Source organism: Fibrobacterota bacterium (assembly GCA_019509785.1).
GTDB lineage: Bacteria > Fibrobacterota > Fibrobacteria > UBA11236 > UBA11236 > Chersky-265.
Map to the genome: position 1 here is coordinate 1 of JAEKLQ010000058.1, position 15,956 is coordinate 15,956.

Below are 15,956 nucleotides of genomic sequence, written 5' to 3' on the forward strand. Positions count from 1 at the left end.
ACATCCGGACCGTGCAGGATTTGCTGGGGCATAGCGACTTGGCGACGACGATGATCTACACCCATGTCGTGCAGTCGTTATCGGGGCGGGTGATGAGTCCGTTGGATACATTCGGGGAGGGCGGCGAGCTGCGCGAACCCCAGGCGAGTTACGCGGACTGGGCGGGCGTGCTTTCCCTGGTCGATCGGTCCGGGCAATATTAGCGGGAAGGCGGAATCGGGGCGGAAAGAACGGGCGGCCGGATAAAGTGCCAGGCCTTGCCTGAAGACCGGTCTCGCGGCGGTCAGAGGAGGCGCGGCGGTCGAATGAGCGGGGCGGTCAGACGAGGGTGGTCAGGCGAGTCTGCGGGTGAAGGCGATGTAGGAGAGGTCGGGGAGTTTCTGGCCCAGGGCGGAGGCGCGGGAGGCCATCTGGCCGCGGTGGTGGAAGCCGTGGGAGAAGACATGGAGGATCATGTCGCGCGGGGCCGAACGGTGGGCGGAGCCGTCCAGGCGGAGGTAGTCGATTTCGCGATCGGCGAGGCCGGTACGTAACAGGGCAAGCCAGCCATCGCGGCATTCATCGTTCAGGTTGGCGAGGGAATTGAGGAAGAGCGGGTCGAACATGCGGCGATCCCAGTCCCGGCCGTAGGCCCGGTCCAGCCAGGCCTTGTCGCCCCGGAGGATGTGGCTGGCCATGGCCACGAAATATTCCTTCTGGTCTCCAGCATTTCAATGGCCCCGGGCGACTACGCCGTTGCTGTTCCCGGCGGGTAGGCCGTCCAAAGGCGCGTCGGTCAGGTCTTCCTTCACCTTCCAGCCGCGCTTCTCTTTGATCTTCTCCCACGAGTAGTAGAAGGTCGGAACTACGACCAGGGTCAGCAGGGTGTTGAAGGCGAGGCCCCAGAATATGGCCCAGGCCATCGGCTTCCACCACAGGGCCGATTCCGATTTCGTTTCGAAACCGAAGTGGACGAAGTCGAGGCCCCAGCCGGTGGCCATGGGCAACAGGCCCAACATGGCGGTCACCGCGGTCAGGAGGACGGGGCGCAGGCGCGTGGCGCCGCCTTCCACCACCGCTTGGCGCAGGGGATGGCCGTGGCGGCGCAGATGGTTGATGAAATCGATGAGCACGATCCCGTTCTTGGCCACCACGCCCGCGAGGGCGATGATGCCGATGCCGGTCATCATGATCGCGAAAGGCACCTGCATGATGGCGAGGCCCCAGTACACGCCGCCGATGGCGAGCAGGACTCCGATGAGCACCAGGAAGGGCTGCAACACCGAGTTGAACTGCATCACCACGATCAGGAACACCAGGGATACGGCCATGAAGAAGGCCTTGAAGAGGAAGCGCGTGGTATCGTCCTGTTCGCGGTTGCTGGAGCCGGCTTGGATGCGGTAGCCCGGAGGCGCAGTTTTGTTGAGTTCGGCGGCGATTTTGGCGCCGGCGGCCTTGGCGCCGGACTCGTCCTGGACGCCGGGGGCCATGTCGCCCCAGACCTGGATGGTCCGGTTGCCTTCGACGTGGGAGATCTTCGCCAGGCTGGCGCCTTGGGTGATGCGGACCATGGAGGTGAGCGGTACCTGCGCGCCGTCATGGGGAACGGTGATTTGGTCCAGGCCCTGGAAGTTCTCGCGGGTCTTGGGATCCAGGCGCACCATCACGTCGTACTCGTCCTTACCGACGCGGAACTTGGCGGCTTCGATGCCGTGGATGGAGCCGCGTACCGCCAGGGCCACGTCGGCGGTGGTCACGCCCAACGCCTTGGCCTGCTCGCGATCGATGTCGACGCGCAATTCCGGGCGCACGGGATCGTAATCCCAATCGGGATTGACCACGTTGGGGATGGTCGCGATTTTGGCCTTGAGGTCGCCGGCCAATTTGGAGAGCATGCCGAAGTCATCGCCCACGACTTCGAAGGAGACGGGATGGCCCTGGGGCGGGCCTTGTTGCTGTTCCTTAACCGAGACCTTCCAGCCCGGCAAGATATCCTTCATGTTCCTCTGCATCCAATCCATGGACAGCCAGGAGCTCACGTTGCGTTCGCTATAGTCCTTGAAGGACACGTCGACGTAGGCCTTGTGCGACTCGGGCTGGCGGTCGCCTCCGTTATTGTCGGGGGGCCCGAAGCCGACCACGCCGGAGAAGGCGTCCACGTCGGCGCTATCGGCGGGCATGGTGAAGAGCTTCTTTTCCACCACCTTGAGGGCGGAATCGGTTTCGCTGATGTCGATGCCCAAGGGCCCGGTGACGCCCACGGCGGCGACCAGGGGATCGATCTTGGGGAAGAACAGGACGCCCAAGTGGGTGGCGCCGTAGACCATGATGCCGCCGACGAAGAACAGGACGCAGAACGCGAAGATGAGCCAGGGATGCACGATGATTCGATCCAAGGCGCCGCCGTAACGCTGCTTGACTTTTTCCCAGCGCTCGCCGCCCTCTTCGAGTTTGGGGCTCTTGACCATGAACAACGATGCGAAGACGGGATTGAATACGAAGGCGACGAAAAGGGATCCGGCCAGGGTCACGGATACGGTGATGGGCAGGTACTTGAAGAACTGGCCCATCATGCCGGGCATCAGAAGGAGCGGCAGGAAGGCGAAGATGGTCGTCAAGGTGGCGGTGGCCACCGGCAACATCACTTCCTTGGTGCCGTCGATGGCGGCCTGGACGCGGTTCTTCCCCATGGTCAAATGTCGGTAGATGTTCTCGACCACGACGATGCCGTCATCGACCAGCATGCCTAACGCGATCACCAGGGAGAACAGCACCACCATGTTCAGGGTGATGCCGGAATAATCCAGCACCAGGAATCCCATCATCATGGAGAAGGGGATGGCGGTGGAGATGAAGAAGCTGTTACGGGCGCCCAGGAAGAAGGTGAGCACGATGAATACCAGCAAGACGCCGGTAAGGATGTGGTTGATCAGTTCGTGGAACATGCGGCGGATGGCGATGGACTGATCGAGGGTGTACTTGACTTCGGTTCCGTGCGGCCAGCTGGGCTGCAATTCCGCGACGATGGCCTTGGCCTGGTCCACCAGTTCCACGATGTTGGAGCCCGGGCGTTTGGTGAGGGAGATGGCCACCGAATTCTTCCCGTGCAGGCGGAAGACGGTCGAGCGATCGCGGGCGTATCCGAAATGCACGTTGGCCACGTCGCGCACGCGCACCAGGCTGGAGCGGGTCCCGCGGACGATCAGATTCGCGAAGTCGTCGGGATTGGACAGTTCGCCGGTGAGCTGGATGCTGAAGCGGTTGCCGCCGGCCACCAAGGTGCCGCCCGGGATGTTGCGATGGTTCCCTTGCACCGTCTTCATCAAATCGTCGAGGCTGACGCCGTATTGGCGCATGCGGTAAGGATCGGCGTCGATGGCCACTTCCTTGGTCTGCTTGCCGGTCAGATCTGCGTTGAGAACGCCGGGCAGGGCCTTCATGCGATCCTTGAGGTCGTCGGCGAGGCGATCCAGGCGTTCGCTTTCGTAGTCGCCGGACAGGGAGATGACGAAGATGGGCATGTTGGAGAAGTTCAGCTCCGTGACCACCGGCTCCTTGGCGTCGTCGGGGATATCGGGCTTGGCCTCGTCGACCTTGTCCTTGACGCGGCGCAAGGCGGTCTCCACGGGCACGTCGGCGTTGAATTCCACCTGGATCAGCGAGACGCTTTCCATGGATTGGCTGGTGGACTTCTTCATCCCGTCCAGGCCCTGGAGCTTGTCCTCGATCTTGTCGGTGACCAGCTTTTCCATGGAGGGGGATCTTGACCTCGGGGAAGGATTCCAGGGGCATGCTCTTGAAGGACATCGAGCCCGCGATGAGCAGGATGATCGCCAGCACGATGACGGTGACCGGATTTTTGACTGCGAACTTGGTCATGGGGGACTCCCTGGTGTCAATTCAGTGAAAAGGGTACAGGGTTCAGGGTACAGGGTTTGGGCTGCGGTTGCGCGTTTACGACGTTTCCCTGCACCCTGAACCCTGTACCCTGCACCCTCGGTTTTCCTTACTTACCCGCCGCCAATTGCCGCGGGATGTCGTATACGATCTTCGATCCCGTCGCCACCTGGAAGGCTCCGGTGGTGATCAAGGTATCGCCTCCCGAAACGCCGTTGTCGATGACGACCGAGTCGCCGGAGGTGGCGCCCAGCTTCACGGGCACTTCCAGGGCCTTGCCGCCGCGGGCAAGCATCACCATGGTGCCCTCTTGCATCCGCAGCACCGCCGTCGAAGGGACGACCACGGCATTGGCGATCTTGCGGCGCAGGATGCGGGCGCGGCCCACCATGCCCGGGCGCAGCGTATTGCCCGGATTGGGCACTTCGATGCGGGCCATGACGGTGCGATTGTGTTCCTCCACCGCGCGATCCACGCTTTTCAGCCTGCCGGAGAAAGCGCGTCCGGTGTCTTGCACCAGGGAGAATTCGGCGGTCTGGCCTTCATGGAAATCACGGGCTTCGGTTTCGGGGATGGACACGACCGCCTCCAGACGGTTGGTCGCGGCCACGCGCACCGTAGGCGCGTTGGGGGCCACCGATTGGAATCGCTCCACCAGACGGCTCACCAGCACGCCGGCGAAGGGGGCCTGGCAGCGGCTGTCTTCATAGGTACGCTGGGCCTGCAGCATGCCGACGCGCGCCTGTTGGAAGCCCAACTCGGCCTGGTCGAGCACGGCCTTGCCCACGAATCCCTTTTCCACGTTCACCTTTTGGCGCTCGAGCTCTCCCCGGGCCACTTCGACCTGGGACTTGGCAGCCGCGAGCATGGCCGAATACTTGGCGCTCTCGATGTCGCACAAGGCTTGCCCCGCCGCCACCGACTTGCCCACGTCGCTGATCTGGTTCACCCGCCCGCCCTGCATGGGCGCGGTCAGGGTGGCGTCTTCGCCACCACGCAGATCGGCGCTGTAGGCGCCCCAATCCTCGAAAGGACGGACCAGGGCCGCCGTGACCACCACGTGGATGGCTTCGCCCGACGCGGCCGGCGCGCCGCTTTCCGCGGCCCCTTCTTTCTTCTTGCAACCGCCCAGCGCCAGCAGGACGATGAGGGCCGCCGCAGCGGTGACGGCGTGCGGGGCCGCTCTAAATAACGGGGCGTGGATGCGGATGTTCATGGGACCTCCTCAGTAATCAAAGCTTTGCCTAGGGCGAGCCGCAAGGCGGCCTGGGAACGGATGCGGGCATGGTTGGCGCCCAAGTAACCGAAGGACGCGTCGCGAAAGGCTTGCTCCGCTTCCAGTAAATCGGTGAGCTGGCCTTTACCGGCCCGGAAATCCTCGCTGAGCATTTCCTGCGCAGCCTGGGCGGCTTGTACGGCCTGCTGGGCGGCCGCCAGCGACGTATCCGAAGTCTGGTAATCGCGCCAGGCGTTCTCGATCTCGATACGCATCATCTTGCGGGCCTGGCGGGCCGAGAGCCCGAGGGAACGGGCGTCCGACTGTAACTGATGCGCTTGGGACATGAGTCCCATGCCGTCGAAGATGGGCCAATTGAGGCCGATGCCAACCTGCCATTCGCGGTTTTGCTCCAGCTCCCCCAATTGATTGAGCTTGTAGGCCAGCACGCCGACCTTGCCCGTCGCCCCGAGGGAAGGCAGGTATTGCATCTTCAGGTATTTGGCCTGGCCTTCCAGCGATTGCTGGCTCAATTCCATGGCCCGCACGTCCGGACGCTCGCTAATGATTTGATCCAGCGACTGGCTGTCCGGCAAGGCGCTCACGGGCTCGACGGCGATATGCGCCGAAGTATCCAGGTCGGTTTGCGCGTTCAGGGCCCGGCCCAGTACGCGGTTGAGCGCCATCAGGGAAGCGGCCGCATCGCGCTCGGCCTGGAGGCGCTGGGGTTCCAGCGACTTTTGATAAGTGACCGCGCGCAAGACGTCCGAGCGGCGGAAGGCGGCGCCCATTTTGAAGTTCGTCTGGAGGAAGTTCACCGTTTCCGTGGCCCGCTTGGTGGAGGCCTCGAAAGTGCCGAGGCGGGCCTTGGCGGTCACCGCGCCGTAATACGCGTCCAGCACTTGCAATTGCAATTGCTGGAGGGAACGCCGTTGGTCGCTTTCGTTGGCGCGCTCTTGGATGCCGGCGGTGTGGATGGCTTGCGACAAGCGGCCGAAGGAGAAAAGCGATTGGTCAGCCTGGACCCCATAGCTCATGCGGGTCTGGGCGATGTTGATGACGCTCGATCCGCCTCCCTGCGGGGTATTGTCGACGGGTACTTCGCCGTTCACCACCTTCAGGCTACCGTCCGGATTCTTCTGGTAGACGGGAGCCGGTTTGAATCCCAAGGAACTCGGGTCGAAGGGCGAAGCCCCGCGGCCCACGTCCGCGTAGGCGGAGATGCGCGGGAAGCCGCTGGACCAGGCTTGCTGCTCGAGCGCTTTGAAGCGTACCGTTTTCTCCTTGAGGATCAAGGCCTCTTCGCTATGGGCCATGGCCTCGCGGATGGCTTGCTCTAAGGTGAGGGACTCGGCATGCGCGCGCGCCCCGAGCAGGAGCACGGGGAGCGTGGCGGCGAGGAGGCCGAGTCGAACGGGATTATTTGGCATGGTATTCCGCCCTGGCTTTATCGGTGAGCAAACCCTCGAACAGCGTCTTGCAGATGGCGTCGTACACGGCGGAGGGCTTGAAGGGAAGCGATGACAACGTTTCCGGATTGAGGATGTCGCGCACGACGGTCGAGTAGATCAGGATGAACAGGCGTTCGTCCACGTCCTTGCGGAACTGGCCCTTCTGCCGGCCTTCCTTGATGAGGGCGCCGAAATCGTCGGCGATGGTCTTCTGCCGTTGCTCCTCGACGCGCTTCCAGATATCCGGGGCATGGCGGCGCAGATCATGGACCAACGGCTCGCTCATCTGGTTGAAGAGCGCGTTCAGGTAAGACATGGTGAGCTTCAGCCGTTCCAAAGGGGATAAGTCCTTCCGGCCGCATATCGCCTTGAGCTCGCCGTTGCATTCTTGGATATGGGCGGAAGTGGTCGCCTCCAGCAAATCCTCTTTGCTGGGAAAGTGCCGGTACAGGGTTTTCTTGCTCATGCCCAGCGCCTCGGCGGCTTCATCCATGGTCACGCGGCTGAAGCCGTAACGGAAGAACAAGCCGCGCGCCTCCGCGAGGATGCGGTTGCGGACCTCGTTCTCGGTGTGCACGCTGGTGTCGGCTGGGGCGGACATAATCAGGAAACCCTGGAAACTCCTTAAGTGTCTGGAGTTTCCAAACTAATCATTGTCCTGTCAATTTGACAAGGGGGTTTCGCGCACCGGGCCGTTTCCGGGGGCGTTTCCAAATAGGTAGCAAAGCCAGATTTGCTGGTCAGCGGCCCGGCGCTAATTAGGGAGCATGGCCCGATTCCGGTTACTGACCGAGAGGTAACCGGTAATTTCCCGCCGCTCAATCTCCAGAAGAGGTAATTTCTCCCCCACTCCCCCCAGAAAGGCAAGCCATGTCCAGCTATTATCTCTCTGAAGATTTGGCCCGATTCGGTGAAATGGCCAAGACCCAGCCGGGACTGTTCGATCTGTTCATGAAATGGTACGGGGCCGCGATGGAGCCCGGCGCCTTGGACGGGCGGACCAAAAAGCTGATCGCCCTGGCGGTCGCATTCGCGATCCAAGAGCCCTACTGCATCGACTCCTACGCGGGCCAATGCGCCGAAGCGGGCATTTCCCCGGAAGAAATGGCGGAAGCGGTGAACGTGGCGGCTTCCATCCGGGGCGGCGGGACCATCGCCCATTGGGCGCAGGTGGGAAATACCCTGGCCCGTAAGGGCTGAGGCCGCATGGGCAAGCGCCTGATCGTGATCGGGGCCGGCCCCATGGGCCTGTACGCCGCCTTCCTGGCCGCGCGACGAAACCTGGACGTAACCGTTTTGGAACGGGATCGTATCGGCGCCTCCCTGCTGGGCTGGGGCCCTACGCGCTTGTTCTCGCCCTTATCCATGAATGCGCCCGCGGCCGTGCTGCAGGCCTTGCCGGGACTGCCGGCCGGGGACGCCCTCTTGACCGGGCCCGAAATGGTCGAACGCGTGCTCCTTCCCTTGTCCCGCCATCCGCTCCTATACGATCGCGTGAAGACGGGCCGGCGCGTGCTGGCGATTGGCCGCGCGGGGATGCGTCGTCTCGACTTCGCCGGCCATCCCGTGCGTCAGGAAAAACCTTTCCGCTTACTGGTGGAGGACGACGCGGGCGAGCGGATGATGGAAGCGGATTTCGTTTTCGACGCCGGCGGTAGCACGACTCCTGGCGCGGCCGGAGCGGGGGGAATGCCCGCCGTGGGGGAAAGGGCCGTCGAGGGCCGCATCCTACGGAGCCTGGGATCGCTGGAGGCTTTTCTCGCGGATGCGCCCCGCGGGAGGCTCCTCCTTATCGGCCATGGGCATTCGGCCGCCCAGGCCATGGTCCTCCTGTCCGCTGCTGTCCATTCCCGGGGTAACTTGCAAGTGACCTGGGCTTTCCGCTCCCGCCACCGCCGTCCCATACCGGAAGTGGCCGAGGATCCGCTGCCGGCGCGCGCGGCCGTGGCGGCCGCCGCCAACGATCTGGCCGCCGCGCCGCCGCCGGGCCTGGAAGTGCGCCGCGGGGTTTCCTTGAGCGCCTTGGAACGCATAACCGGTTCGGGTCGATCTGAAGCTCGATCTAGGGATCGGTCCGGGGAGCGATCCGGAGAAGGATCCGGAAACCGGTCCGGGGAGCGGCTAGAAGCCGCCTTCACCGCCGGCCCCTCTCTCGAAGTCGATACCGTGGCCGCCTTCACGGGATATCGGCCCGATCTCACCTACTTAAGCGAATTGGCCCTCGACCTTTCCCCCGTTTCCGAAGGCACGCGCCGGCTGCACGCCGTTCTCGCGGGCGCTTCCGATTGCTTATCGGTGCCCGCGCCGCAGGCGGCGGATCTGGATTCCGGGGAGGCGGGCTTGTTCCTGATCGGGGCCAAGTCCTACGGCCGGTCCAATGCCTTCCTCCTTCGCGATGGCATCCGCCATGTGGAATCGATCCTTGGCCGCATCGCCTGAATCCGCCTACCCTTCGGTTCCCATGCTCGGCTTGGACACGGTTTGGTTCCAGGTCGCCGGATCGGTTTGCAATCTCGCCTGCACCCACTGCTTCATTTCCTGCTCGCCCCAGAACACCCGCCACGCGCCTCTCGATCTGGCCGCGGTGGAACGCTATCTCGCCGAGGCGGAGGCTCTAGGGGTGCGGGACTATTATTTCACCGGCGGCGAACCGTTCCTGAATCCTGAATTGGAAGCCATCCTGGCCGCGGCCTTACGGCGCGGGCCCGCCACGGTCCTGACCAATGGGACCTTGATCAACGCGCGCCGGGCGGCCGCCCTCAAGGCCTTGTCCGAAGCCTCCCCGTATAGCCTCGACATCCGGCTTTCCCTGGACGGTTTCGATGCGCTCTCCAACGACGCCATACGGGGAGAGGGCACTTTCGCCCGCATCCTGGAGGCCTTGCGCCATTTGGCGTCGGCGGGGATCAATCCCGTGATCACCGTGACGGAAGCTTGCGAAGAGGCGGCGACGGCGGAAGGGCGGGCCCGCCTGCTGGAAGGGTTGCGGGCCCTGGGCCTGGAACGGCCGCGCTTGAAGGTGATGCCCTTGTTACGGCTGGGCGCCGAAACGGAACGCTCCCGCGCTTACGCCCCCGAGGAAAGCCTGGCCGGGGCCGAGCCCGGCCCGGAGGCCTTGGCGGCCTTGCAATGCTCGTCGGCGCGGATGGTGACGGCGGAAGGGGTATTCGTTTGCCCCATCCTCATCGACGCGCCGGAGGCGCGCATGGGGGCGACCCTGCGGGAGACCTTGCGGCCTTATCCTTTGCGGCATCGCGCCTGCCACACGTGCCATGCGAAAGGCCTGTCGTGCGCGACGTGAGAGGGGAAACCTCAAGGTTACCTCGGGAAAGCGGAGGGGCGCGCGAGATTTTCCTCGGCGATTTCCGGCGCGTGGCCCTGTTCGGGGGGATCTATTCCAATTACCTCGCCCTGGATGCCGCCTTGCCCATGGCCGTCGCCCGCGGCGTCGACCGCATCGTGGCCTTAGGGGACTTCGGGGCCTTCGGCCCGTTTCCCGATCGCAGCGTGGAGATCCTCCGCTCGGCCGGCATCCCTTGCCTGCAAGGCAATTACGAAGAGGCCCTCTCCCAAGGGGCCGACGATTGCCGTTGCGGCTACGTCGATCCGCGGGACAATCATTACGCGCGCTTGTCTTTCGAGTACACCGCCGCGAAGACCGCTTCCATACACAAAGCCTGGATGGCGGGGCTTCCCGGCCATCTGCGCTTCACCCTAGGGAACGCCCGGGTGCTGTGCTGCCATGGATCGCCGCGGCGGGTAAACGAATTCCTATGGGCCAGCGCCACGCCGGATGCCTTCCTGCGGCGCATGCTGGACGAATACGAGGCGGATATCCTGGTATGCACGCATACGGGCCTGCATTGGGCCCGATTCCTGGCGCCCGAGCGGCCGGGAGCGCCGCGGCGCGGTTTGGTGAACGCGGGCGCCTTGGGGAGGCCCGCCAACGACGGCCGCACCGAGGTCCGCTTCGCGATCCTGGAGGCCGCCGGTCCGGACGGGCCGCGGGCGGAATTCCTGCCGGTGGCCTATGACGCCGCGCGTTTGGCGCGGGAGATGGCTGAAGAAGGCCTGCCCCGCGAGTTCGGCGAGACGCTATTGACCGGCTGGTGGACGACCTGCCTGGAAATCCTGCCTGCGAAGGAGCGGGCGGCGGGGCGCTTCTAGGTCCCGCCGGCCGGCCTTAGCGGTTCCCTTTTTCGTCCTAACCCCTTCGCTTTCCGCGCTTCCGCATCACCCGCCTGGATTAGCTTAGCTAACTCAGGGTATGATGGGAAAGGCCCTTAGGGGAGGGATCTTTGACCGTGTTCCGTTCAGTTTTAGCGGCACTCGCTTGCCTGCTCGGGGGGTTGGCCGTGTCCGCGGCCGGCCCGGCGCAAGCGGCCGATGACCTCAATTCCTGGTCGCATTCCCAGAACCTGTATTACGATACCTCCCCCGCGGGCGCCGACGTGCCCGCCCTGATCGGGAATTTCCCGGTGTTGGTGCGGCTGCGGGCCGCCAATTTCCCTTTCGATCAGGCCATGCGCGGGGGACAGGATCTGCGCTTTTCCAAGCCGGACGGCACGCCCCTCAATTACGAGATCGAGCGCTGGGATTCGGCCGGGGCCAAGGCCGATGTCTGGGTGCGTATCGACAGCATACCCGGCAATTCCCAAGGGGTGCTGGCCCGCATGTACTGGGGCAAGGCCGGATCGGTTTCCGCATCCGATGGCAATGCGGTCTTCAATCCGGCCATCGGCTTCGAATACGTTTGGCATCTCGGAGGAGCGGGGACGGGAGCGCGCCCCAATTCCGTGGGCGGGAAACCGGCCGCGACGCCGATCAATTACGACGGGGACGAATCCCGGGAAGGGATGGCGGGCCTGTGCGATAGCCTGGACGGGAACGCCGCGGGGGATTACCTGGACCTGGGCAGCGGATATACCGACCTATCCCCCAACCTGACGATTTCGATGTGGGCCTCGCCCTCGCGGGCCTCGGTATGGGGCCGCCTTCTCGATCTGGGGAATGGCGCCGCCATGGACAATATCCTGTTCTCGCGGGTGGGCGGTTCCCAGGATCTTGTTTTCCAGCTTTATGCGGCTTCCGGGCAAACCGCGGCCGCGGAATTGAAGGCGACGGGCGCGCTGACCTTGGATCAATGGCAGCTTTTCGCCCTTACCGTGAACGGTACCGCGGCATCGATATACCGCAATGGCGTGTTGGTGGCCTCGGGAACGCTGGCCGCGCCGGTTTCGAACGTGAGCCGCATCCACAATTACCTGGGGCACTCCAATTGGACCGCCGACGAATACTTCGCCGGCAAGCTGGACGAGGTGGAACTGATCCGTTCCTCCCATAGCGCCAATTGGTTCAAGCTCGCATACGCGAACCAGAAGCCGGACCAGACCCTCATCTCTTTCACCCCGCCCACGCCGCAATGCGCGAACCCCAAGTTCGGCGTCCCCGCCGATACTTCGCTTGCGGAGGCTTCCCCGCTGGACTTGAAGGGCGTGGCCGATTGCGCCTCTTCCTACCAATGGGCGGCGGTGTCGGGGCCGGCGCCCCGCATCCTCGATCCCGAGGTTAAGACGCTCCACGTCGCTTTGCCCCGCGTCACCGGGGACACGACCCTCGTTTATCGGTTTACCGCCATGCTCGCGGGAGCCGCCCAAACCCACGACGTAGCCGTCCACGTACGGGAAGCCATTCCCGATCCGGCCTTCACCCTTGCCAACGCCGCTTGGAACGGAAAGGACTCGCTGGTGCTTCGGCCCGCGATCGAGAATTCGGCCGCCATACGCTCCAGCCCGGAGTCGACCCTTACCTACGCTTGGACCCTTTCCGGGGACCTGGCCGATACGACCTGGGAAAGCGATGGCCTGCTTCTGCGCGCGGCTCCGGATGGGAGCGTTCTGCGGGTGGGATTGTGCCTGGGCAATAACGGCCCGCTCGTTTGCGATACGGCCACGGTCACCGTGGGCGGGACCGTAGGATTGGCGCCGTTCGTGGGGAAGAAGCCGCCGGCGCGGTCCCCTCTCCGCGATGCGCGCGGTCGTAGGCTAGCCGGCGAATCTAAGTCCCGACGCGCGTTTCCTGTTCCGCGGCCGTAAGGGTTTTCGGACCGTTCCCCGCGCCTACGGGGGGCGGTTCCTCCGTGTGATAATAGTAACCGTAGCGGGCATAATAGTTATCGTCCGCCGGGGAGCGGTGGATGCCGTTGATGGCGGCGAGGATGGGAACCTCGCGTTCCAGGAAGGGCTCCAGCGCCCGCGCCGCCTCGCGGGCGGGCACTTGCCCGGAGCGCAACACGAAGAGCATCCCGTTGCACATGCCCGCGAAGTTAACGGGGTCGGCGGTGACGATCACCGGCGGCCCGTCCACGATGACCACTTCGAAGGCGGCGCGCATCAGCTTGAGGTAATAATCCATGGGGGCGCGATAGGCCGCCTCCGTGGCCGACTCGTCGTAATGGCCCTTGGGCATGACCGAGAGGCCGGCTTGCACGGTGGGCAATTCCAGGCTATGGGCGCGGCGGCCGAAATCGGGATCGACGCCGCCGCGCAGGAGATCGATGAGGCCGCGTTGCGGGGAGAACCCGAAGATGGCCTCCTGCCGGCCATGGCGGAAATCGGCGTCGACCAGCAAAGTGCGCCGCCCGCGGCGGGCGAAGCCGACGGCCAGATTGGCGGCCACGGTGGACTTGCCTTCGTTAGGCTGGGTGCTGGTGACAAGGAGGGTGAGGGCCCCGCGACCCGGCTCGTTGCCGAAATGGTGTTCCAGTTCCACCCGCAAGGCGCGGTAGGCTTCCACGTCCGCGGGACCCGGGAGGCGGCCATGGTGCAGGAGGTGATCGTCGACGGGCCGCCCGCCTTGGGAACGGCCGGGCATCCGGCGCGCGCGGCCGCTTAGGTAGAAGAGCGAGCCGGCCACCTTCACCTTGAGCATGCGCTCGGCGTCGTCCTTGGTCCAGACGCGCGGGAACAAAATCTGCGACAGGAGCAGCCAGAACAAGCCCGGGAAGAAGGCCACCACCACGGCGGCGGCGGAGAATACCAGGCGGCCGCGCAGGGTGGGCGCCTCGTAAATAGGCGGACGCGCGGGATCCATGATGTTGACGTCGAACAGGCCCGGGCCCGCGCCCAGCTTGGCTTTATCGTACTCGCCTTGCAAATCCTGGAGCGCCTTGGCGGCATTGTCCCTTTCCTGGGTCAGGCGTTGGGCCTCGGCCGTGAGGCCCATGTCCCCGCCGCCGCCGGGCAGGCTGCGGGCGATCTCCCCGCTGGCCTGGGAAAGGCGGGACTTATCCAATGCGCGGGTATCCTCGGCGAGCTGGGCCACCGACGGGAACAGGGATGCCATCTGCCCGTCCACCGCGACCACCATGGGATGGGCCGGATTGTATTTGGCCGTGAGCTCCACCTTCTGGCGCTCCAGATCGGTCATGCGCGCGCGCAAGGCTTCGGCCCGTTGCACGCCTTGCCCGGAGAGGAGGGCCAAGGCCTCATTCATCCATAGAATGCGGGCTTGCGCGCTATCTTCCGGGCCGGGCTTTCCGGACAAGGTTTGCGTGAGGCGATCGAGATTGGTTTCGAGCTGCGACTTCTGGGTTTGCGCGCTGGCGAGCGCGTAGGGGTTGCCTTCCTTCACCGCCAGGCGGGCCTGGTGCTTGTCATAAAAGGAGGCGAGGCGATCCTCCGTTTTGTCGAGGGTGGCTTTGGCCGCCGCGATGTTGTCGTGCATCTTGGCCAGCACGTCCTGGTCCTGGTTCTGGTTGGCCCCCGAGTAAGCGCGGATGAAATTATCGGTCAGGCGGTTGACGACGTCGGCCACCAGGAAGGGATCGCGATCGTCCAGTTCGATGGAATAGTTGACGGCGGCCCCGCCCTTGTCGAGGGGCGTCACCTTAAGGCGTTCGCCGAAGTCGACCAGGGCTTCGTCAGGGGTGCGGAACAGCATCTCGACCTCGAAGCCGCGGGAGACGTCGAGCAAGGCGGCCGGGAAGGTGATGCGGCCGCCGGGGATGGCGACGCTGTTGGTGCTATCGGCGCGGCCGTCGCTATAGGTCGCGTAATGGTCGGTGCCCCAGGGCCGGTATTCGACGCGCACGCGGCGATCCCCCGGGAAGTGTAGGCGATAGCGGCCCGCCGGCGTCTTATCCGAATAGGCGATGTCCTGGATGATGTACTTGCGGAAGACTTCCTTGGTGGTCACCTGCATGCGCAGACCCATGTCGTCGATGGTCTTGAGCAATACCTTCTGGGAATGGAAGAGGCGCACCACCGATTCGGCTTCGCCCAGGGAGACGTCGCGCACGGGGGCGTTCTGGGCGCCGCCCATCACGTGCGGAAAACGCAAGAAGGCCACGCTGGTATAAGTCTTGGGAAGATCGTATACGGCCAGGAAGGTGGCCGCGGGCAATGCGATGAGGGCCCAAATGGCCAGCAGCTTCCATTTCTTGAGCCATAGCATATGGAAGAGAGTGCTCGGCGTTGATACCTTGCTTTTGGGATTCAAGAAGGCTTCGAGGTCGAGCCCGCGCTCCCGCCGCTGCGATTCCATAGGAAACTCCGCGTTAATGTCGTCGGAAAAACGGTACAGAAATGAATGAAAATTTTTGCGACGGTAGCGGACAGCATTTAGTTTACCCACAGAATAAACGTGGGGAGGACCAGGTGATCGAGCTTCAGCCGAGATTGAATCGAATCAAGACCGTTTTCCCGATGCTATTGCTCTTGCTATCCGCGCTGGCGGCAATCCCGTGCGGGGCCCAACAGGCCAAGGAGCGCTCGGTGCCCCGCGAGGAATTCCTCTCCGGGGACGCCATCCGCATCGAAATCCCCGCGGATACCGGATCGGTGCTCGACGGCGTCTATCCCATCGATGGGCAAGGCATGGCCGATCTGCCCATCGCGGGAAAGGTAGTGGTGGCGGGCAAGACGCGCGCGAACATCGAACAATACCTGGCGGGCCTGTGGGCGCCGCTTTTGAAGGACGCCCACGTGCAGGCCACTCCCGCCATCCGCGTGGCGGTGATGGGCAACGTGAAACTGCCCGGCTATTATTATCCCTCGCCGGACGCTGTCATCTACGACGTCATCAACATGGCCGGCGGCCCCTTGCTGCCGTGGAAGATCGAGGATACCCAGCACATCCGAGGCCGTGAAGTGATCAACAAGCGCCTGATCGATTACGTCAGCCGCAGCATGACGCTACGCGAATCCGGCATCCTCTCCGGCGACGAAATCCTCCTGCCCGTGCCGGAACGGATCACCATGAAGGAAGCCATCCCGCTGATCGGAACCACCTTGGCCATCATCTTGAACGCGATGACCATCTACTTCCTGACGGCGGATCGCTCGGCCCGCAGCAACTGAAGCCGCGGGGATATGGCGCGAGAGGACCTCCCCTAAGGCGGGCTGGCATCCCCA

12 protein-coding genes are annotated in these 15,956 nt (G+C 64.1%); 6 read left to right on the forward strand and 6 right to left on the reverse strand.

Annotated elements, in window-relative coordinates:
* Window positions 1–203, forward strand: a 203-nt coding sequence (locus JF616_17365; GenBank protein MBW8889527.1) for a tyrosine-type recombinase/integrase, incomplete at its 5' end; no start/stop codon positions are given.
* Window positions 204–332: 129 nt separating this feature from the next.
* Here JF616_17365 and JF616_17370 read toward each other — a convergent pair.
* The 5 genes from JF616_17370 to JF616_17390 form a co-directional block, all read right to left on the reverse strand.
* Window positions 333–683 carry a hypothetical protein gene (locus tag JF616_17370; GenBank protein MBW8889528.1) on the reverse strand — a complete coding sequence of 117 codons (351 nt, stop codon included), beginning with the start codon at window positions 681–683 and terminating at the stop codon, window positions 333–335.
* 27 nt (window positions 684–710) lie between these two features.
* Window positions 711–3,731: an efflux RND transporter permease subunit gene (locus JF616_17375; protein ID MBW8889529.1), complete on the reverse strand. Its 3,021-nt coding sequence runs from the start codon at window positions 3,729–3,731 to the stop codon at window positions 711–713.
* Between the two features lie 254 nt (window positions 3,732–3,985).
* Complete coding sequence (locus JF616_17380) at window positions 3,986–5,092, reverse strand: efflux RND transporter periplasmic adaptor subunit (GenBank protein MBW8889530.1); 1,107 nt, start codon at window positions 5,090–5,092, stop codon at window positions 3,986–3,988.
* Complete coding sequence (locus tag JF616_17385; GenBank protein ID MBW8889531.1) at window positions 5,089–6,522, reverse strand: TolC family protein; 1,434 nt, start codon at window positions 6,520–6,522, stop codon at window positions 5,089–5,091. The genes JF616_17380 and JF616_17385 overlap by 4 nt, the downstream gene beginning before the upstream one ends.
* Window positions 6,512–7,144, reverse strand: coding sequence for a TetR/AcrR family transcriptional regulator (locus tag JF616_17390; protein MBW8889532.1), 633 nt, complete (start codon window positions 7,142–7,144; stop codon window positions 6,512–6,514). Before JF616_17390 ends, JF616_17385 begins: the two co-directional genes overlap by 11 nt.
* A gap of 269 nt (window positions 7,145–7,413) precedes the next feature.
* Here JF616_17390 and JF616_17395 point away from each other — a divergent pair, with 269 nt between their 5' ends.
* The 4 genes from JF616_17395 to JF616_17410 all read left to right on the forward strand — a co-directional run bounded on the left by JF616_17395 (window position 7,414) and on the right by JF616_17410 (window position 12,638).
* A complete protein-coding gene (locus JF616_17395) occupies window positions 7,414–7,743 on the forward strand; it encodes a carboxymuconolactone decarboxylase family protein (GenBank protein MBW8889533.1) in 330 nt (109 codons plus the stop codon).
* A 6-nt stretch (window positions 7,744–7,749) separates the two neighbouring features.
* A complete protein-coding gene (locus JF616_17400; GenBank protein MBW8889534.1) occupies window positions 7,750–8,982 on the forward strand; it encodes an NAD(P)-binding protein in 1,233 nt (410 codons plus the stop codon).
* Window positions 8,983–9,672: 690 nt separating this feature from the next.
* Complete coding sequence (locus tag JF616_17405) at window positions 9,673–10,710, forward strand: metallophosphoesterase family protein (protein MBW8889535.1); 1,038 nt, start codon at window positions 9,673–9,675, stop codon at window positions 10,708–10,710.
* A gap of 137 nt (window positions 10,711–10,847) precedes the next feature.
* Entirely contained in the window at window positions 10,848–12,638 is a 1,791-nt protein-coding gene (locus JF616_17410; protein ID MBW8889536.1) for a DUF2341 domain-containing protein, read from the forward strand.
* On the opposite strand, the gene JF616_17415 is transcribed toward JF616_17410, so the two are convergent.
* Window positions 12,601–15,087 (reverse strand): hypothetical protein, encoded by a 2,487-nt coding sequence (locus tag JF616_17415; GenBank protein MBW8889537.1) that lies wholly within the window; start codon window positions 15,085–15,087, stop codon window positions 12,601–12,603. The two genes, JF616_17410 and JF616_17415, sit on opposite strands and share 38 nt — an antisense overlap.
* 113 nt (window positions 15,088–15,200) lie before the next feature.
* Here JF616_17415 and JF616_17420 point away from each other — a divergent pair, with 113 nt between their 5' ends.
* Window positions 15,201–15,902 carry a polysaccharide biosynthesis/export family protein gene (locus JF616_17420; protein MBW8889538.1) on the forward strand — a complete coding sequence of 234 codons (702 nt, stop codon included), beginning with the start codon at window positions 15,201–15,203 and terminating at the stop codon, window positions 15,900–15,902.
* The last annotated feature ends 54 nt before the right edge of the window (window positions 15,903–15,956 follow it).

Coding starts and splice junctions, on each gene's coding strand:
- JF616_17375 (MBW8889529.1), bottom strand. CDS start 3,731: ATGGAAAAGCTGGTCACCGACAAGATCGAGGACAAGCTCCAGGGCCTG.
- JF616_17380 (MBW8889530.1), bottom strand. CDS start 5,092: ATGAACATCCGCATCCACGCCCCGTTATTTAGAGCGGCCCCGCACGCC.
- JF616_17385 (MBW8889531.1), bottom strand. CDS start 6,522: ATGCCAAATAATCCCGTTCGACTCGGCCTCCTCGCCGCCACGCTCCCC.
- JF616_17390 (MBW8889532.1), bottom strand. CDS start 7,144: ATGTCCGCCCCAGCCGACACCAGCGTGCACACCGAGAACGAGGTCCGC.
- JF616_17395 (MBW8889533.1), top strand. CDS start 7,414: ATGTCCAGCTATTATCTCTCTGAAGATTTGGCCCGATTCGGTGAAATG.
- JF616_17400 (MBW8889534.1), top strand. CDS start 7,750: ATGGGCAAGCGCCTGATCGTGATCGGGGCCGGCCCCATGGGCCTGTAC.
- JF616_17405 (MBW8889535.1), top strand. CDS start 9,673: ATGCTCGTCGGCGCGGATGGTGACGGCGGAAGGGGTATTCGTTTGCCC.
- JF616_17415 (MBW8889537.1), bottom strand. CDS start 15,087: ATGGAATCGCAGCGGCGGGAGCGCGGGCTCGACCTCGAAGCCTTCTTG.